The organism is Pseudarthrobacter sp. TE3704, from assembly GCF_056279405.1.
Window position 1 is genome coordinate 480,562 of record NZ_JBWCCJ010000001.1, and the last position, 18,338, is coordinate 498,899.

The following is an 18,338-nucleotide window of genomic DNA, read 5'->3' on the forward strand; positions in this document are numbered from 1 at the left end:
AAGGAGAAACGATGACCGCCACCGCTGAGCAGGTCCGCGACGCCGGAAAAGCGCAGGATGCCATCAAGGGCTTGTACATTGACGGTGCCTGGCACCAGGCGTCCGACGGCGGGACAACCGTTGTGCGCTGCCCGGCGGACGGGCGCGAAGTGGCGGTAGTCGCCTCATCCACCGTAGAGGACGCGGAGCGGGCAATCGCCAGTGCCCGGGCAGCGTTCGACGGCGGTGCGTGGCGCCGGCTGACCGACATTGAACGCGGCGAGGTCCTGCTTCGCGTCGCCGCGCTGCTCGAGCGGGACAAGGCGGCGTACGCCCGGGCCGAAGCACTGGACACAGGCAAGCGCCTCGTCGAGGCCGAATACGACATTGACGACATTGCCTCCTGCTTCCGCTACTACGGCAAGATAGCGGGCCTCGATGCCGGCCGGGTCATCGATACGGGCCGGCCGAACGCCATCAGCCGTGTGGTCTACGAACCGCTCGGCGTCTGTGCCCTCATCGCGCCCTGGAACTACCCGCTCCTGCAGGCGGCCTGGAAAGTGGCGCCGGCACTTGTTGCGGGAAATTCCTTCGTGCTCAAGCCCAGCGAGCTCACACCGTCCACCTCCATCCTGCTCATGGAGACCCTGGCAGAGGCCGGCGTTCCGGCCGGCGTCGCGAACCTCGTCACGGGATCCGGATCGAGGGTGGGCCCCCTCCTCAGCTCCGATCCGCGCGTGGACCTCGTCTCCCTGACGGGGAGCCTGGCCACGGGCCAGACCATCATGGCGGCGGCCGCGGAGACCGTGAAGCGGGTCGCCTTCGAACTCGGCGGGAAGAACCCCAATGTCGTCTTCGCTGACGCCGACTGGGACGCTGCCGTCGACAACGCTCTGACCGCCGTGTTCCTGCACTCCGGCCAGGTCTGCTCGGCAGGGGCGCGCCTCGTGGTCGAGGAGACCATCGCGGAGCGCTTCGTGGCCGAGGTGGTGGAACGCGCCAAAAGGATCCGCATGGGCGGACCGTTCGATCCCGATGCGGAAACGGGTCCGCTCATTTCCGCAAAGCACCGCGATCAGGTCCACGCCTACGTCCAGGCCGGCATCGCGGAAGGCGCGGAGCTTTTGTGCGGCGGCTTCATTCCCGACGACGGGCCCCTTGCGGACGGGTTCTTCTACCCGCCCACCGTGCTTGGCAACTGCCGCTCCGGCATGAGTGTGCTGCGGGAAGAGTCATTCGGCCCGGTGCTGACCATCGAAACGTTCCGGACCGAGGAGGAGGCCGTTGCCATCGCCAATGACACGGAGTACGGCCTGGCTGGTGCGGTGTGGACGTCCGACGCATCGAAAGCACAGCGCGTTGCGGGAGCCCTGAGGCACGGAACAGTATGGATCAATGATTACCACCCATACGTCCCGCAGGCGGAGTGGGGCGGTTTTGGGAAGTCCGGCATCGGCCGGGAACTTGGCAGCGCCGGCCTCAACGAATACCGCGAGGCAAAACATATCTGGCAGAACATCCAGCCCGCGCCCAGCGGCTGGTTTGGCTCACCTGCCGATGACGCCGGGGTGGGGACCGCCGGCTAGCACCAGCATTTGGGGGACATGGCCGGGCGCCGCCGGCGCGGCGCCCGGCCGCCGATATAACCCGTGTCCAATGGCGGCCATGGGTCATCACCATCGTGCTTTTCCACTTAGGAGTTCAGATGTTCGAACCCAGCAAGAGTACTGATTCAAGCGGCATGGACGAGTTCGGCTATGCCCAGACCCTGGACCGCAGCATCGGCAAATTCGCCAGTTTCGCGGCCGGAGTCAGCTACATTTCCATTCTCACCGGCGTATTCCAGCTGTTCTACTTTGGTTTTTCCATGGCCGGCCCCGCCTACGCGTGGTCCTGGCCCCTCGTCTTCGCCGGCCAGCTCATGGTGGCGCTCTGCTTCGCCGAGCTTGCCGGACGGTATCCGGTAGCCGGCTCGGTCTACAACTGGGCCAAGCGGCTCTCGTCAGGGACGTTCGCCTGGCTGGCGGGCTGGCTGCTGCTCATCTCCTCGATCGTGGCGCTCGGAGCCGTGGCCCTTGCACTGCAGCTCACCCTGCCCCAGATCTGGTCCGGTTTCCAGATCATCGGCGACGGCACCGGCACCTACGATTTCGCCCTCAACGGCGTGCTGCTCGCCAGCATCATGATCTCCATCTCCACCCTCATCAACGCCTTCGGCGTGAAGCTGATGACCAAGATCAACAGCATCGGCGTCTTCGTGGAGCTCGCAGCCGCCGTGCTCCTCATCCTGGCCCTTGGCTGGCATGTGGTGCGGGGGCCGGAAGTCCTTTTCAGCACAGAAGGCTACGGCATGGACCACGACCTTGGCTTCTTCGGGGTGTTCCTCATCGGTGCCATGGCCTCCGGTTACGTGATGTATGGCTTTGACACGGCCAGTTCCCTCGGCGAGGAGACGAAGGACCCGAAAAAGACCGCACCCAAGGCCATCCTCCGTGCCATCACGGCGTCCTTCATCCTCGGCGGCCTGATTCTCCTTGGCGGACTCCTGGCCGCCCCCGACCTCAGCGACCCCAAGCTGGGCGCCGCCGACGGCGGCCTCCAGTACATCGTGCTCTCCGTCCTGGGAGGCCCCTTCGGCAAGGCGTTCCTGGGGTGCATCGTGGTGGCCGTGATCGTCTGCACCCTCGCCGTTCACGCCGCCGCCATCCGCATGATGTTCGCCATGGCCAGGGACAACAACCTGCCCTTCAGCCGCCAGCTCAGCAAGGTACACCCGGAGCGGAAGACGCCCACGGTGGCGGCGATCGTCATCGGACTCATCGCCATCATTCCGCTGATCGTCAACGTCTCCCAGCCCGCCATCTTCACCATCCTTTCCAGCATCAGCATCGTCCTGATCTACCTGTCCTACCTGCTGGTCACCGTTCCGCTGCTCCGCAAGCGGTTCCAGAAAAAGTGGCCGCTCGCGGATGACGGCACCGAGCCGGGCTTCAGCCTGGGCAAGTGGGGGCTGCCCGTGAACATCCTCGCGGTCCTGTGGGGCGGCGCCATGACGCTGAACCTCATCTGGCCCCGCCCGGAAATCTACAACTCGGTACCCCCATTCGAGTGGTACCTGCAGTGGGGCGGCGTGATCTTCGTTGCCACCGTTGCCGGCGGCGGGGCCCTGTTGTACCGCCTGAAGATCAGGCACCAGACGGGCGTCCTGGCCGAACACGCCGCAATCGCCCACCCGGCTCCGGATGTCAGCGGGCCGGATGCTCCAGCCGCGCCTCAACTGGTGTCAGCACCCGTTTCCCACCCGTAGCCCGTATCAACCACTAGCCCATACCTACCCCTGGCATCGTCCAACCCCGGACGCGCTGCCAGTCCTGACGGGCATCCCTTTGTGTAACCTGCGAAGGGATGCCCGTCAGTGCTGGTTATGGCCGGTTCCCGTGAAGCCGTCCCGTTGCTGGGCCGTCCCGCAGGGACTTCCCAAGGTAATCCACCTACCATGGCCCCATGAAGGTTGCCCGAGAGGCCCGCTCTGCTGCCGTGGTGATCAACTCCGGATCACGCCGGGGGGCGGCTGCCAGGGAGCTGGCGGTGCATGCCCTGCAGAAGGCGGGCGTGCCGGTCTCCGCCGTGCACCACGTTCACTCGGGGGCCGAACTGGCCGGGACGCTCGACCGGGTGGTTGCGGACGGTCATGACCTGGTGGTGGTGGGTGGCGGTGACGGGACGGTTTCCTACGCCGCCGGCAGGGTTGCCGGCACCGGCGTCGTGCTGGGCGTTCTTCCGCTGGGCACCGCCAACGACCTCGCACGCACGCTGGAGATCCCGAACAATTTGGCGGAGGCATGTGCTGCGGTGGCAGGCGGGAAGGTGGTGGACATCGACCTCGGCAGGGCAAATGGCCAGCCCTTCCTCAACGTCGCTTCCGCCGGCCTGTCCGTGCGGGTTACGGAGGCTCTCACCCCTCGCCTGAAGCGGCGTCTCGGGCCGCTGGCGTACGGCATTGCCACTCTGCGTTCGTATTCCCGGCACGAACCGTTCTCCGCCCGTCTCGAGTTCCCGGAGGAGGACCATGAGCCGATGCACCTCGAGGGCCTGCTCCAGGTGGCCGTCGGCAACGGCAGGCACTACGGCGGCGGCAACACAGTCTCGCCGACGGCGGGAATCGACGATCACATCCTTGACATCTACGCAATCCTGGCAGCGCCGTTCCGTGAGCACGTAAAGATCGCACGGCTGCTCAGGAACGGAAGCTTTATTGAACACGACCGGGTGTACCACCTGACCACGCGGCGGGTCCGCCTGGTCACCGAGCCGCCCATGCCCGTGAACCTGGACGGCGAAATCGCGGCCGCCACGCCCACGGACTTCACCATCCAGCGGAACGCCGTCCACGTCATCGTGCCGCAGGCCAGCAACAGCGCAATGTTCGACGGGCCGCACACGCCGGGGGCCCCGTCCGCCTGAGGAATCAGCACTGGTGGGCGCGTGCACACGATGCAAGGATTGCACGACCAGGCACAGGGCCCGAGGAGGTTCGAAGATGACCGATACAACGCCGGCCCAGCCCGCAACCGGTTATGCGCCGGTCAACGGGCTCCGGATGTATTACGAGCTGCATGGCGACGGCGGCACCCCGCTGCTGCTCCTGCACGGCGGGCTGTTCGACATTGAGCAGCAGTTCGGTGCACTGATCCCGGGCCTGTCGGCCGGGCGCCTGGTGATCGCCGCCGACTTCCAAGGGCACGGGCGCACCAACGACATCGACCGGCCACTGGCCACGCACCACCTGGCCTCCGATGTTATCGGGCTTCTCGAGCACCTCGCCGTCGACAAGGTTGATGTCTTCGGATTCAGCGTCGGGGCTGCCGTGGCGCTGCACCTCGCGATCAAGCACCCGGAACTCGTGCGCAAGCTCATCGTGTCGTCGGTAGCGTTCCGGCCGGAGGGCGACCGCGGCGGCAACTCCGAAGCTGTGGCGGAGATGACGGTGGACATGATCGCGGGAACTCCGATGGAGGAACGCTACCTTGCCGTGTCTCCGCATCCGGACCGCGGGCACCTGCAGGGCCTGCTGGACAAGCTGGCACACTACGGCGAGGGCGAGCCTGGCTGGAGCGACGACGACATCCGCGGAATCGAGGCGCCGACGCTCTTCACGGTGGGCGACTGCGACATGGTCAAGCTCGACCACGCGGTGAAATTCCTCCAACTGCGCGGGGGAGACGTGAACGGCGACTTCGAGGGTGTGCCTGCGTCGCAGCTCGCGGTCTTCCCCGGCACCACGCACTTCTTCGGGCTCGCACGGACCGATTTGGTGCGTGAGGTGGTGACCACGTTCCTCGATGCGCCCGCCCCGGTCGGCTGGGCCGACCGTTGAAGGAGCCACTGCAGTTCCTCCACTGGCTGCCAAAGCCGCAGATCAGGCGGCTTTGACCAGGGGGAGCTCGTCCCAGTGGGTGGTGTACCGCGGTGATTGCATGTCGCGCTTCATGGTCCAGTCCAACCCCGTCTTGATGCCGGCCTGCCCCAGCCCGATGGAGCCGCGGCCAAAGCGCCGGCTCACGTCCTCCAGGAGCGGGCCGATGGCCCGTTCTTCATGCCGGTTCTCAAAAGGTTCCAGCGGCGACTGGTTGCCGGTGGGCCGCAGATCGGTGAGCATGATCCCTGCCTTGGCGTACCGGAGGCCGTCGCGGATGTTGGGCAGCAGCGCATGCGCGGCCCGGGTCAGCAGGAGCGGATCCGCCGTCGGCATCGGGAGGGAAACGCAGACGGACGGATAAGCCTGCTCCTGCTGGCGGAAAGGAGATGTGGCGGCGAACGCTGTGAGGACCTTTGCCTGCAGCCCGTGTTTCGAGAGCCTGGCACTGGCCTGCTGGCCGTAGATGCCCAGCACCTGCCGCAGTCCCGCTGCGGTGGTGACCGGCTTGGCGAAGGAGCGGGAGAAGATCAGCTGGTCCCGGCCGATGCGCTCTTCCTCCATGGGAATGCAGGGAGTCCCCCGCAACTCCAGGACCGTGCGCATCAGGACCACGGAGAACTTGTCCCGGATTACCACGGGATCGGCGCGGACCAGGTCCAGGACCGTGAAGATGCCCATCACGTTCAGGCGCCTGGTGAGCCTGCCGGCGATGCCCCAGATCTCCTCCACGGACAGCCGCCCCATCAAGGACTCCCGCTGCGGCCAGGGGACACTGTCCCAGTGGCATACCCCGCCAAAGGCCACGTTGTTCTTGGCCCACTTGTTGCACAGCTTGGCCAGCGTCTTGGTAGGGGCAATCCCCACACACACCGGCACGCCGACGTGGCGGCGGACGGCGTCCTTGATATCCCGGCCAAGGGTCAGCAGCTGGTCCGGGTCGCCTTTGACGCCCAGGAAGGCCTCGTCAATGCTGTAGACCTCCATCCACGCGGAGTGCCTGCCGAGCAGCTCCATGACCCGGGCGCTGATGTCCCCGTAGAGCTCGTAATTGCTCGATTTGGCCACCAGCCCCCACTCCTTGGCGCGCGGCGCGAGCTTGAACCAGGGCTCGCCGGTCGCGATGCCGAGTGCCTTCGCCTCGGGGGACCGCGTCACCGCGCATCCATCATTGTTGGACAGCACCACCAGCGGCCGGCCCTCCAGGGAGGGGTCGAACGCCCGCTCGGCCGAGGCGTAGAAGCAGTTCACGTCAACATGGGCGATCTGCGGCATCCGGCGCATCAGGACGGGCTTAGTCATTGCCCTGCTCCGGCATGCCGAACGGGCGCATACCCTTCACACATGATGGAGGCACCTCGTGGCCACGCCCCAGATGGTGAGCTCGGACAGGGCTGGGACCTTGATGTCCGGATACTTCGGGTTCTCCGCCTGGAGCACCACGCCGGTTGAGGTGATGCGCAGGCGCTTGACGGTCAACTCGCCGTCCAGCACCGCAATCACCACGGAACCGTCCCTGGGCTCAAGGGCCCGGTTGACGATCAGCTCGTCACCGTGGCTGATCCCGGCGCCTTCCATGGAGTCCCCGGTCACCCGCACCACGAACGTGCTGGTGATGTCCTTGATCAGGTGCGCGTTCAGGTCGATCCGGCCGTCGAAGTAGTCCTGCGCGGGCGAGGGAAAGCCCGCCGCCACTGCGACCGGAGAGATCAGCACCGAGAACAACGAGGCGCCCGCATCTATCACGCGGGGACCAATAATAACGCCCACAACACACCCTTATTCGAAAATATGTTCGATTCATTCAGTGTAGCGCCAGCCGCCGACAATCGACCTTCTCCACCATGTTGCGTTTGATGCAGGATCGGTGTGGGCAGAAGGCTTCATGATCCCCGGTGAGGCTTCCAGTTGACCTTACCCAGCTTGACGTCCTGCTCATATCCTGCGTTTAATGCAGGAATATTGCATTAGGGGGACGAGTGGGCGGCTCAAAAAGGGTTCCGGCAGGGGCGGCGTCGTTGTTCTTGGCGCCTGGGGTGTCATTCCTTGACGAGGAAGAGGCAGTCTTCTCAGCCATGCTTGAGGGGTGGCGAGCACAGCGCGTGGGAGGACGGAACCTCAGAGCCTCCGGAGTGCAGTCTGACTTGAACGTTGTGCAGCGTTTCAGAACGTCGGCGGGAGCCTTTCCTTGGAATTGGAGTGCCGCCTTGTTTGATGAATGGATGGAGGACCTGGTCACCGTTCGACGGCTGGCCCCTTCGACGATCCGGGGTTATCAGAACGCTGTGGCGCAGTTCTGCGACTTCATCTGTTCGCCGCACTATGACTGGGTCGCGGAGTGTGAGTCCCGGTTTGGTACACACCCTGTGCAGGTCTGCACCGAGTGGAACACGACCCGGCATTTGCAGGACTACGAGGGCCGGTCCCGGCGGCGCCCTCTAACCCGTTCGGAGCTTCAGCAGCTGTTCGACCATGCCGATGAGCAGGTCGGCCTGCGCCTGGATTCGGGCCGGAAGGGGTCGTTCATCGCCTACCGGGACGCGACGCTGTTCAAGGTTTCGTATGCGTGGGGACTCCGCGCGAGCGAGGCCGCTGGCCTGGACGTTACGGATTTCTACCGCAACCCCCATGCCCCGGAGTTCGGATCTTTCGGGATGCTGCTTGTCCGCAACGGGAAGTCTTCAAGGGGAGGGGCGCCGAAGCGTCGCTCCGTTGCGACCTTGCATCAGTGGGCGGCGGATGCGGTCCGAGACTATGTGGAGAATATATGGCCACTGGTGCGCGATGAATCCTCGAACGCCCTGTGGGTTTCCGAACGCGGACGCAGGTTGCGGGCTGATGACGTGAGCAGGCGGTTCGGTGAGTACCGTGACGAGCTCGGGATGGACCAGGTGCTTTCCCCGCACGCGTTGAGGCACAGCTATGTCACGCATTTAACCGAGGATGGTGTCGATCCAATGTTTATCCAACGCCAGGTAGGCCACGCGTATCAGGCCACGACAGCGATCTACACTGCGGTGAGTGGCGATTTCGCGAACACCATGATGCGAAAAGCGATCTCCGGACTGCTTCAGGCCGCGGGTTCGGAAAGGCAGTGAGATGAACACCTTGGATTATGAATGGCGGCTCCGGGAAGTCATGGCTACCCGCGGGCTATTCAGCACAACCAAGCTGATTCCGCTTCTTAATGAGCGCGGAGTGCACCTCTCTGCCAGTCAGGTCTACCGCCTGGCCGCGGAGAAACCCGAAAGGCTGAACCTGCAGGTGCTCGTTGCGCTGATGGACGCCCTGGACTGTTCGGCAGACGACCTTATAGGCAAAGTGCGCGTGCCTTCGGCCCGTGGTCGCGCTACCGGCACCGAAGACGCTCTAAGCACTGAAAAGGGCCTGGAGTTCCTGCGGGAAAAGGGACTGAGGCCCAAACGCGCGGCCATAATCCCCAATGACAAGAGCTGATGCCGAAGACACTGCCCTGCCTGGAATGCGGCGGCTATGCCGATTCCGGCGAACCTGTCACCGGCGGTTTTGTTTGTGAGGGTTGCTGGCAGGTGCACCTGAGGACAGCAACCTCACACCTTTGTGATCGCATCATGGAACGGATCGACCCCGAATACCGCATAGACCCCGTGTCTGTATCCAGGATTGTGGCTTCAGCGCTGCCAGACCGGGACGACCGGCTAAGAGTATGGTTCGAGCTGAGCATCAGAGGGTTAGGCCCTAACCGGGCATCAGGAAAAAGGAGCCCACATCTGATTGCCCTCGCGGACGAACTCCGCGACAGCGGACTCCCTCAAAAGATGATCGGCCAGCGCCACCTTCCCGGATCAGCAGGGTCGAGGGGAATCTGCGCCCAGTGCGGCAAGGAACGGCAGTCGACCGGCCGAATCGGCGGCGTGCTCCTTTGCTCCGGTTGCTGGCGATCCCACGAGCAAGTCCTAAAGGCATGCGTCCGCTGCGAACAAATTGGCTATCTGACAAAAGACCGGCTCTGCAAAGGCTGCCGCCGCCGAGACGAAGTCAAAGCGCTCTTCACACCGGAACAACTGTCAAAGCGACCAGCCCTCGAATATGTGCGGGATATCTTGCTGGACGCCGACGCCCGTTATCTGGACACGATGATAGGTAGCGGCAGGAACTGGAGGATCCTAGGCCAACTCCTTGGCAGCGAGGCCGACATCTGTCATGAAGCCCTCGACGCAGCGGGTCGGCCCGGAGCGGGAATGCTGCGCTCCTTCCTCGTCGCCACCGGCGTCCTGCCTGAACGGAACGAGCGTCTCCACGCCTTTGAGCAATGGATTCTCAGGGCCATCAGAAACCATCACTGACGACAGGGACCGACGCTCGTTCACCGGATTCGCGCGCTGGCGGCATCTGCGAAAGGCACGACGCGAGGGCCGAACCGAGGCTCAGTTCGCCGGCCAGCGCCGGGAACTTGCCCAAGTGCACGCGCTGCTACACATCCTCCACACCCAACGCCTAACGGTGAACTCCGTCGAGCAGGCAACCATGGACGCTTGGCTCGCCGGAGGCCCTACTGAACGTCACCGTGTGAAGGCATTCCTACAGTGGTGCAAAATCAACGGCACAGGAAAAACCTTGAAAATCCCCCCACCGCCGGCATCCAACCTCCCTGCAGTTTTCCTCACCCCCGAGCACGAACGCGCAATGCTTCTGGGTCAGATCCTTGATCCACAGAAAAACATCGAGCCTGGCCTGCGTTTGGCCGCAGGCCTGGTCATCATCTACGGCTTCAGAAGCCACGAGATCCGGGGGCTGTCTCTGGCAGACATCACCTTCACGAACGAGAGCGTCTGGATCCATTTCGGGCACGAACCGCTTCGGTTACCGGATGAACTTGGCGAATACGCCCGGCAAGCGGCCGGCAGGCGACGGGTGATGCGATTCGGGGGGAATGCTGAGGACATGCAGTGGCTCTTCCCAGGTCCGCTTCACGGACACCCAATAGGTGCACCGGCGCTCCGCAAGCGACTCGGGGTCATTGGCATCAGGCCCCGCGCGGCCCGGGCAACAGCCCTCGGACAACTCGCGCAACAACTTCCGCCACCAATTCTCGCCCGCCTCACCGGGCTTGCCCCGTCCACTACGGTTCGTTGGAATGCCGCCGTCTCCGCCAGTTATGCAGGAAATCTTCCAGTTCGTCGTGACACAACGGACAAGTAGCAGCTTCTCCTGCCGAAGGGTGGTCTTGCTCTTCATCCGGCGCCCATTCGCCAACCATGTCAACGCCATAGGAGTACCTGCCAGCTAGTACTCACAAGCCCTCTGCACAATCCTGAATTCAGGGGAAGCTTGCGCAGCCCGCTTCTGAAGGCGACAAGCTACTTCGATCCGCCTCGGGCCCTTCTCCATTTGAGTAACCAGATAATCGTTGCGATCGCGAACAAGCCTGCCAGTACCAGGTTGAACTCATACGTAACTGCATCTGGTCCTTGCACGAGGGACGTAGCCAGCCACGTGAGCGCCATCGCGGCCATGAAAAGGGTGGAGTTCCGCGCATAGCGCTTCCTCTTCAATTGGTCAGAGCCCATAGGCAATGAACTTGTCTTTGGTTGGCCCTCGTCAGCCATTCGTTATCCCCAATCCGAACCAGGTCTCCTTCGCTTCAGGATGGCACTGCTACGAGTCCTTGTATATCCGGTGGGTCGCCCATGCCCTTCCTCGACTCCGTGACACGTTTCTATGGCTGTGGGCCACTGCTGGCGGGGGCCGAACCTGCTGGAGTCCTACGTGGGGGTCCACCAATATTCTCCACGAAGTTGCAGGGACCGGCGGCCGTTACCATCAGCCGCGGCTGCGAGTACCCTGATCGCATGGAGTTCATGAACGTTGGGGATCCATTGCCATTGCCACGGGAGATCCCTGGCTCTGAAGAGATGTTGGCCGAGTTTGGCCAACCTATCGCCGTACTAGACAGTGCGGTGCCAGGCACCACGCCCAGTATCAGCGGCGGAGGCTTCAACGGTCAGATCTGGTATCTGGACGTCGATTATTTGGTTGATTACCAGCTCGTGGAGCGGGTTCGCACCATTCGTGAATTACCCTCGCCACCTGCACACGGGCAGCTTGGCGACCCACTGCGCTCAGCACTTATCGAATTCAGCGTGAACGCCGAGTCGACTGGTAACGACCCCACGAGCGACCCCGAGCGCCCGCGAGGACAGCAATTAAGTATCCAGCAGGAAAAGCTCGCCGCTCTGGCCACACCTTCTGAATCCGAAGTGACCATTGACGGTCGCATCCAGGATGCAATCGCTCTCCACATTCGCGGCTACCGCGCATATCAAACAGTGCTGGGCAAGGCCATCGTGATCCACGTCGGCGCGGACCACATGCCCCCTCCCACGCTGCGGGCAGCAGCCGCTGCGACTAAGGCGTAGGTTCCAAGCGGTGGTCCAAAGACAGAGCAATGCCTCTGCTGGACGTCCAGTTGGTAAGGAATCGGGGCCCGCCCGATAAAGGATCCTTTTGCCGGTTGCGTATCGGCATTACACATTCAAGGGTCCAGGAACACTGCGGACTTCCTGAAGCGCCCTACTAACCATCGATCAAATCGAGGGCATGGTCGTAGTTCATCACCAGCGTCGGCAGGCCACGGTTCAACCGGTTCCGAGCAACATGGATCACGGAGACATTCGTGTTCCTTATTACTTTGACCTCTGGGAAGTCTTCATGAATGACTTTCCACTCAGCGCCCGGAACGGCGTGGGTCAGAACATCTCCAAAGAACATTCCTATGGGGCGGACGAGTGCTTCCAGAGTCGTTCGATCTTCTGCTTTCTCAATCAGAGAATCGACTACTGCGAGTCCTTGCCGAGTGCGAGGGAGGGCCAATCCCTTCGCCCGGCAGAACTCAAGGAGCTCGTCGTAGCCCCCGACGTTGGTCAATCGAGTCGAGGGCCGATCGGAAGCGGGCTTGTACTCTGCATATCCCCGGGCCATCCCAAGAGGCAGTGATTGAAGCGGTTCTTCGGTTTCGTCCTGGTCAGGCATGCCGTCATGCTATCCCGACTTGTTCGAGCAGCAGCGCCCGCAAGCCGGTCATGAGATTTGGGAAATGGCCGGGGCACTTGGTGGCTTTCTACGTGGAGGTCCACCAGTACCCTCCTGGCAGAAGGAACCCCCTCCCAGCAACCCACGTAGACTGGCAGGATGCGGTTGGTAGCGAGCGACATTGACGGAACGATCCTCGGACATGACGGAAAAATCAGTGACCGCACCGTCCGCGCCTTCCACGCCTGCCGGGACGCCGGCGTCGAACTCGTTTTTGTGACCGGCCGCCCGCCGCGCTGGCTGCACCCGCTGCAGGACCAGCTGGGGCACACCGGACGCGTGATCTGCTCGAACGGCGCCGTGGTCTGGGACCTCGAAGCCGACCGGCTGGTCTCCGCCCGCACCCTCGCCCTCGACGCCGTCCTGGAACTGCGCCGCCTCATCAAGCAGCTGCGCCCTGCCGCCCTGTTCGCGGCAGAAACGTTGACCGGTTTCCACCTTGAGCCCGGCTTCATCGAGAACGGATCCAGTGAACTTCTGTCCGAGTTCACCCCCGCACCGCTCGCCGACACCCTTGCTGCCGATGATTCCGTGGTGAAGTTCCTCGCCATCGTGCGCGAGGGCACGCCGGACGATTTCCTCGCGGAGGTGCGCCCCGCCGTCGCGCATCTTGCCGCCGCCACACACTCCTCCCCGGGCGTCGCGATGCTCGAACTGTCCTTGCCCGGCGTCAACAAGGCCGTCACGCTGGCCGAGTACGCCCGGGCGCTGGGCATCGACGCCTCCGAGGTGGTGGCGTTCGGCGACATGCCGAACGACATCGAGATGCTCCGCTGGGCCGGCCACGGCTATGCCATGGCCAGCGGCCACCCGGAGGCCATTGAGGCGGCCGGGCAGCGGGCCCCGCATTTTGATGACGACGGCGTGGCCCAGGTCCTGGAGGCGCGGCTCGCTTCGCTGGGCGCGCGGCAGGCCTGATTCCCGCCGTCGTATCCTCAGCTGGCGCTCACCTGGCGTTCATCTTTGCTCCGTAGCGTGGAGCCCGGAGAGCAGACTCCTCTCCTGCTGGCCTAAGGGGTAAAGATGGCAAAGAACGTCAAGCGCGAAACCGCCGATGCACCGCTGCGCAGGGCAACGCCCGCTCCGCACTGGAAAAAGCTCCGGCAGGGTGACCGCGTCCGCGTCCTGCTCTCGCCGGGGTTCGAGACTGGCGGCCTGGTGGACGCCATCACCCCTGACAACACGGTTGTGTGGATCAATCTCGACGGCGGCCGCGGGCGCACGCTGCTGCACTGCGGCGACGGCATCGAAATCCTGCCCCACGAGGACTAACTAGCGGGAACAGGCGGCGCGCCTCAGGCGGACCGCTGCCGGCAGGGCACTCAGGTACGCTCGCACTGTGAGCCTGCCGTTCTTCGCCAACCCGGACGCCGACGGGAACCAGCTGCCCATTGCGATGGCACACCGCGGCTTTTCCATGGACGGCCTGGAAAATTCCATGGCCGCGTTCCGTGCCGCCGCAAGCCTTGGCTACCGGTACGTGGAAACCGACGTGCACACCACTTCCGACGGCGTGCTGCTCCTCTTCCACGACGACACGCTGGACCGGGTCACCGACGGCAGGGGCAAGGTTTCGGATCTTCCCGCCGCTGAGATTGCGAAGTTCCGGATCGGCGGCCGCGAGCCGATCCCTACTTTCGACGGGCTGGTCGCCGGGCTGCCCGGCGTCCGGCTCAACCTGGACGTCAAGGACTGGAACTCGGTGCAGAGCACCGCGGCCGCCATCGAACGCCACCAGGTGCATGACCGGGTGCTGGTGACAAGCTTCTCGGACCGGCGACGGCGGGCGGTGCTGAAGCTGCTCAGCCGTCCGGTGGCCGCCTCCGCCGGCGTTGTGTCCAGCGGCCTCTTCACCCTGCTGGGCCCGGTGCTGCCCGGCCCGGTGTTCCGCTGGCTGATGCGCCGGATCCTGCGCGACGTGCAGGCGCTGCAGGTTCCGGTACGGCGGGGGATCATCAGGGTGGTGACGCCCGGATCCGTCCGGCGGGCCCATGCCCTGGGGCTGGTGGTCCACGTCTGGACCATCAACAACCCCACCGAGATGCGCCGCCTCCTGCAGATGGGCGTCGACGGGATCGTCACCGACTGCGCGGACCTGCTCAAGGAGGTCCTCACGGAAAAAGGCGGGTGGCCGCCGGGGCCAACCGCCTGATCCGCTGTGGTGGTTCTAGCCGCGGCCGGTGCTGGTGGACGGGTCCTGGTCGCCTTCGGTCGGGTCGGCCCGCAACTCGTCCGGGTTGCTGTCCGGCAGTCCGCCCTTTACGCCGCTGGGACCTCCGCTGCCTGCCGCCCCGGCCCCGCCGGTAGGCGCAGACGCATCTCCTGCCAGGCCGTCGTCGCCCGTTCCACGCCCTGCTTCCGCCCTGTCATTGTTCGTTTCGTCTATATCCCCGCCAAAGGGACTTTCGGAAACCGGCCCGGGTGCGGCGCCGGTCTTGAGCCCCGGGGCCTTCTGTTTTTCGGCCTCCATGGCGTTGGAGCCTTCGCTGATGGAGGAGTGGACCTCCACATCGTCATTGGGGTCCGTGGGGTCGGGAACATTCAGCTTTTCCGTGGGCTTGGATGTTCCCGCAAGATCCTCCATGGCGTTCTCTGCTGCCTTGCCGATGCTGTCGCCGATTCCCATGACTGCTCCTCCTGACATCGTATGCGGGGCGCCCCAGCGGCCGCCCCGCTCTTCCCTTCCAGAATTATCAGCATGCTTACAATTAGTCCAGAGCTGGGGCAAAGAACCACGGCCGGGCAGGAAAGGACACGCATGATGAGCAGCTACCATCCGGAAAATGATCCCGCGAACCCTGATCAGCCGGGCAAGGAACCGCGGGCAGGCCATACGGGCACCGGCACCGGCACCGGCGGAGGCGAGAATTCGGCCTGCACCCCGAACCCCGATCCCGCCGAAGGCAACATCACGGGCCTGGAGCCCGGCGGGGGAGTGCCTCCCGGAGAGACGCCGCCGGCCGAGGACCAGATGAGCGGGGACCAGGGCCACGACGAGTAAGGCGCGCGAACACAAACCAACGGCTGAGGGGCGGGCACAGTGCCCGCCCCTCAGCCGTTGTTTGTAAACGTCCCGCTGGCGCCGGTCCGGGCTAGGGGGAATCGGTGGGCTGGGAATCCCGGCCGGACTGCTCGGTGCCGACCAGCTGCCGGTTGAGGCCGTCCACGTCAAGGCGGGTGTTCCAGGACGCCCAGTCCTGCGGCCGGACCGAGGGCCGGCCCAAGAGGTAGCCCTGGCCGGCGTCAATCCCGAGTTCGGTAAGGACCTTCAGCTCGCCGACCGTTTCGATGCCTTCCGCAACCAGGGTGGTGCCGATCTGCTGCGTGAAGTCCACCAGGCAGGCAGCCAGGGCACGCTGAATGCCGTCGCTGTCCACCTCGCCGATCACGTCCCGGCCCACTTTGAGGAAATCAGGCCGCAGGTGCACCATGCGGCTCAGGGCGCCGGCACCCGAATGGGTGTCGTCAACCGCAATCCGCAGGCCCTTGTCGCGCAGGGGAGTGACCGCGGCAATAAACTGCGCGTACTGCTCATCCGCGATGGTTTCCGTCAATTCGAGCACCACGCGGCTGACGGGAAGGTCGATGTGCTCGAACAACTCGGGCAGCCGCGGATCGAGGCATGACGCGGGCGAAATGTTCAGGGACACAAAAAGATGCGGCGGAAGGTCCTTGGCGGCCGCTGCGGCTGATCCCAGTGCCGAGAACTCAAGGTTGGCGCCCAGGCCGACTGCCCTGGCCTCTGCGAACCACAGTTCCGCGGCAGCGCCGTCGTCACTGACAAAGCGGGAGAGTGCTTCCACGCCCACCACGTTTTTCCCCGCCAGCCCGTAAATGGGCTGGAAAGCCGTCATCAGCATCTGGCTTTCGAGCAGGGCGCTGATGCGCGACATGCTGCGGATCGCGTCGATGTGTTCCGCAAGCTTTGGCGGAATGACGCGGGGCGTCAGGCGCATCTCCCTGGCACTTTCCAGGGTTTCCACCGTATTGGCTTCACTCCGCCGCGTTTCCAGCAGGTATTCCAGAAGCGCCCGTTCCGGGACGCCCGGGTTCTCGTCGAGGCTGTTGCTAAGGCGCTGACGGACGGCGGCTCCGGACGGATCGGTATCCGCCAACACCGCGGCAATAATTCCCCATGCCTGTACACGAACCGACATTAGCTACGCCCCCCAGTTGACGAAGTAATGACCCAGTGGCCCATTAATGTTCAATTCCTAAACGCCTTTAAAGTCCGGTGTTTCTGTTATTCCCTGTTTTCGCGGCGACGAAAACCAGACACCGCACGATGATCGTATATCGGCGTGAACAAAAGCGCAGTACTTTTCGCCCCTAAGGGTTAGCGCTTTCCGCCCGGTCTACCAGCAGCAAGGGAATCTGTTCGGGCGGGACCGGCCTGCTGAAGTAGTACCCCTGGGCGCTGAGGCAGCCCAGCCCGCGCAAAATCCCTGCCTGCTCCGCTGTTTCCACGCCCTCCCACACGGCTTCCAGCCCGCATGCCCGGACCAGTTGCAGGACGGCAGCCACCAGCTCAGGCTGGCCCGGGTCGGTGCCCAGCCCGCTGATCAGCGAACGGTCCACCTTGACCCGGTCCACCGGAAGCCGGCGGAGGTAACTGATGGAGGAGTACCCGGTGCCGAAGTCATCGATTTCGATGCCCACCCCCAGGCCGCGGAGGCCTCCCAGCGAGTAACGGTCCAGCTCGTTGCCTTTGACGATGGCCACTTCCGTCAGCTCCAGGACCACCTGCTCCGGCCGTACGCCGGTTTCCTTCAGGACGTTCCGGACGTCCTCGATGAACTGAAGGCTCTGCAGGTCCGTCGCGGAGATGTTGATGCGCACGGAGAACCGGTTGTCCACCAGGGAGGCGTCGATCCAGTCGCGGAGCTGGTGCACTGCCGTCCGGAGCACCCAGAGCCCCAGTTCGGAAATCAGCCCGGCTTCTTCGGCAAGCGGAATGAACTCATCGGGCATGATGAACCCGCGTGTGGGGTGGTTCCACCGGACCAGCGCCTCCACCCCTTCGATCCGTCCGGTAGCGAGCTCCACCACGGGCTGGTAGTGGAGCATCAGGCCGTCGGTTTTGATCGCGGCGCGCAGGTCCTCCACCAGCTGGCTGCGGAGCCTGCGCATCAGCAGGAGCGCCGGCTCGAAACGGTGCAGCCGGTTCTGCCCTTCCGCCTTGGAGGCGTACATGGCGACGTCGGCCTCCATGAGCATGTCCTCCGGGGCCTGGCCTGCGCTGCCAACGCTCAGCCCCATGCTGGCGCCGCAGCGCACGCTGCGGCCGGGGAGCTCGATGGGCTGCTTGAGGGCCGCCAGGATTCGGTGCCCCACGATGACTGCCTGGTCCGGTGACGCCTCCGGCATAACGATGGCGAATTCGTCCCCGCCCAGGCGGGCGACGACGTCGGTGGTGGAGCGCACCGCGCTGCGGATCCGGTCCCCCACGGCAATGAGGACCTGGTCGCCGGCCGTGTGGCCCATGCTGTCGTTGATGGATTTGAAGGCGTCCAAGTCCATCAGCAGGATGGCGGGGCCCTCGCCCGTGGCGCTGCCGGCGTCGAGCGCTGTCCGCAATGCCTCGATCAGGGCCGAGCGGTTGGCAAGGCCGGTGAGCGGGTCCTGCATGGCCATCTTCTGCATTTCAAGGTGGGCCTCGTGCAGCAGCTGGGTCCGCACCTGGACGCGCTGCTCAAGCTCTTCGTAGATGATCTGCAGGTCTTCGGCCAGCAGGTTGGTGCCCATGATGATGGCATCCAGCTCGTCACGGGCATCAGAGATCTCGATCCGGGAACTGAGGTCTCCCGAGGCCAGCCGCACAATGCCTTCCAGCAGGTGGGAGAGGCGGGGATCGTTATCCGCAAACATCGAA

General features: G+C 64.3%; 19 protein-coding genes. 13 read left to right on the plus strand and 6 right to left on the minus strand.

Features of this window, described 5'->3' with window-relative positions; all coding sequences use genetic code 11:
- Positions 1 to 11: 11 nt before the first annotated feature.
- From ACZ9BC_RS02245 to ACZ9BC_RS02260, 4 genes are all read left to right on the plus strand, one after another.
- Positions 12 to 1,565: an aldehyde dehydrogenase family protein gene (locus ACZ9BC_RS02245; RefSeq protein ID WP_476244540.1), complete on the plus strand. Its 1,554-nt coding sequence runs from the start codon at positions 12 to 14 to the stop codon at positions 1,563 to 1,565.
- Positions 1,566 to 1,684: 119 nt separating this feature from the next.
- Complete coding sequence (locus ACZ9BC_RS02250; RefSeq protein ID WP_476244541.1) at positions 1,685 to 3,286, plus strand: APC family permease; 1,602 nt, start codon at positions 1,685 to 1,687, stop codon at positions 3,284 to 3,286.
- Positions 3,287 to 3,483: 197 nt separating this feature from the next.
- Positions 3,484 to 4,443 carry a lipid kinase gene (locus tag ACZ9BC_RS02255; RefSeq protein ID WP_476244542.1) on the plus strand — a complete coding sequence of 320 codons (960 nt, stop codon included), beginning with the start codon at positions 3,484 to 3,486 and terminating at the stop codon, positions 4,441 to 4,443.
- A gap of 76 nt (positions 4,444 to 4,519) precedes the next feature.
- Entirely contained in the window at positions 4,520 to 5,356 is an 837-nt protein-coding gene (locus tag ACZ9BC_RS02260) for an alpha/beta fold hydrolase (protein ID WP_476244543.1), read from the plus strand.
- A 42-nt stretch (positions 5,357 to 5,398) separates the two neighbouring features.
- On the opposite strand, the gene ACZ9BC_RS02265 is transcribed toward ACZ9BC_RS02260, so the two are convergent.
- Entirely contained in the window at positions 5,399 to 6,697 is a 1,299-nt protein-coding gene (locus ACZ9BC_RS02265) for a Y-family DNA polymerase (RefSeq protein ID WP_476244544.1), read from the minus strand.
- Positions 6,698 to 6,733: 36 nt separating this feature from the next.
- Complete coding sequence (locus ACZ9BC_RS02270; protein WP_476244545.1) at positions 6,734 to 7,165, minus strand: LexA family protein; 432 nt, start codon at positions 7,163 to 7,165, stop codon at positions 6,734 to 6,736.
- 437 nt (positions 7,166 to 7,602) lie between these two features.
- Between ACZ9BC_RS02270 and ACZ9BC_RS02275 the strand changes: the two genes are divergently transcribed.
- From ACZ9BC_RS02275 to ACZ9BC_RS02295, 5 genes are all read left to right on the plus strand, one after another.
- Entirely contained in the window at positions 7,603 to 8,493 is an 891-nt protein-coding gene (locus ACZ9BC_RS02275) for a tyrosine-type recombinase/integrase (RefSeq protein ID WP_476244546.1), read from the plus strand.
- Position 8,494: 1 nt separating this feature from the next.
- Entirely contained in the window at positions 8,495 to 8,851 is a 357-nt protein-coding gene (locus ACZ9BC_RS02280; RefSeq protein ID WP_476244547.1) for a helix-turn-helix domain-containing protein, read from the plus strand.
- Positions 8,852 to 8,985: 134 nt separating this feature from the next.
- Positions 8,986 to 9,720 carry a hypothetical protein gene (locus ACZ9BC_RS02285; protein ID WP_476244548.1) on the plus strand — a complete coding sequence of 245 codons (735 nt, stop codon included), beginning with the start codon at positions 8,986 to 8,988 and terminating at the stop codon, positions 9,718 to 9,720.
- 157 nt (positions 9,721 to 9,877) lie between these two features.
- Positions 9,878 to 10,576: a hypothetical protein gene (locus ACZ9BC_RS02290; RefSeq protein WP_476244549.1), complete on the plus strand. Its 699-nt coding sequence runs from the start codon at positions 9,878 to 9,880 to the stop codon at positions 10,574 to 10,576.
- 650 nt (positions 10,577 to 11,226) lie between these two features.
- Positions 11,227 to 11,793, plus strand: a complete 567-nt coding sequence (locus ACZ9BC_RS02295) for a hypothetical protein (protein WP_476244550.1) — start codon at positions 11,227 to 11,229, stop codon at positions 11,791 to 11,793.
- A 157-nt stretch (positions 11,794 to 11,950) separates the two neighbouring features.
- On the opposite strand, the gene ACZ9BC_RS02300 is transcribed toward ACZ9BC_RS02295, so the two are convergent.
- Positions 11,951 to 12,406 carry a DUF6278 family protein gene (locus ACZ9BC_RS02300; protein WP_476244551.1) on the minus strand — a complete coding sequence of 152 codons (456 nt, stop codon included), beginning with the start codon at positions 12,404 to 12,406 and terminating at the stop codon, positions 11,951 to 11,953.
- Between the two features lie 159 nt (positions 12,407 to 12,565).
- Between ACZ9BC_RS02300 and ACZ9BC_RS02305 the strand changes: the two genes are divergently transcribed.
- From ACZ9BC_RS02305 to ACZ9BC_RS02315, 3 genes are all read left to right on the plus strand, one after another.
- Positions 12,566 to 13,384 carry an HAD family hydrolase gene (locus ACZ9BC_RS02305; RefSeq protein WP_476244552.1) on the plus strand — a complete coding sequence of 273 codons (819 nt, stop codon included), beginning with the start codon at positions 12,566 to 12,568 and terminating at the stop codon, positions 13,382 to 13,384.
- Positions 13,385 to 13,489: 105 nt separating this feature from the next.
- Positions 13,490 to 13,738, plus strand: a complete 249-nt coding sequence (locus tag ACZ9BC_RS02310; RefSeq protein WP_476244553.1) for a hypothetical protein — start codon at positions 13,490 to 13,492, stop codon at positions 13,736 to 13,738.
- A 67-nt stretch (positions 13,739 to 13,805) separates the two neighbouring features.
- On the plus strand, positions 13,806 to 14,618 hold the full coding sequence (locus ACZ9BC_RS02315; protein ID WP_476244554.1) for a glycerophosphodiester phosphodiesterase family protein: 813 nt from the start codon (positions 13,806 to 13,808) through the stop codon (positions 14,616 to 14,618).
- A 15-nt stretch (positions 14,619 to 14,633) separates the two neighbouring features.
- Here the strand turns inward: ACZ9BC_RS02315 and ACZ9BC_RS02320 are convergent, their stop codons facing one another.
- Positions 14,634 to 15,092: a hypothetical protein gene (locus tag ACZ9BC_RS02320; protein ID WP_476244555.1), complete on the minus strand. Its 459-nt coding sequence runs from the start codon at positions 15,090 to 15,092 to the stop codon at positions 14,634 to 14,636.
- Between the two features lie 135 nt (positions 15,093 to 15,227).
- On the opposite strand from ACZ9BC_RS02320, the gene ACZ9BC_RS02325 reads away from it, so the two are divergent.
- On the plus strand, positions 15,228 to 15,467 hold the full coding sequence (locus ACZ9BC_RS02325) for a DUF6480 family protein (protein WP_476244556.1): 240 nt from the start codon (positions 15,228 to 15,230) through the stop codon (positions 15,465 to 15,467).
- A gap of 91 nt (positions 15,468 to 15,558) precedes the next feature.
- On the opposite strand, the gene ACZ9BC_RS02330 is transcribed toward ACZ9BC_RS02325, so the two are convergent.
- Complete coding sequence (locus tag ACZ9BC_RS02330) at positions 15,559 to 16,623, minus strand: EAL domain-containing protein (RefSeq protein ID WP_476244557.1); 1,065 nt, start codon at positions 16,621 to 16,623, stop codon at positions 15,559 to 15,561.
- Between the two features lie 172 nt (positions 16,624 to 16,795).
- The gene (locus ACZ9BC_RS02335; protein WP_476244558.1) at positions 16,796 to 18,334 is read right to left on the minus strand and encodes a putative bifunctional diguanylate cyclase/phosphodiesterase; all 1,539 of its coding nucleotides are present in this window, start codon (positions 18,332 to 18,334) and stop codon (positions 16,796 to 16,798) included.
- Positions 18,335 to 18,338 lie beyond the last annotated feature (4 nt).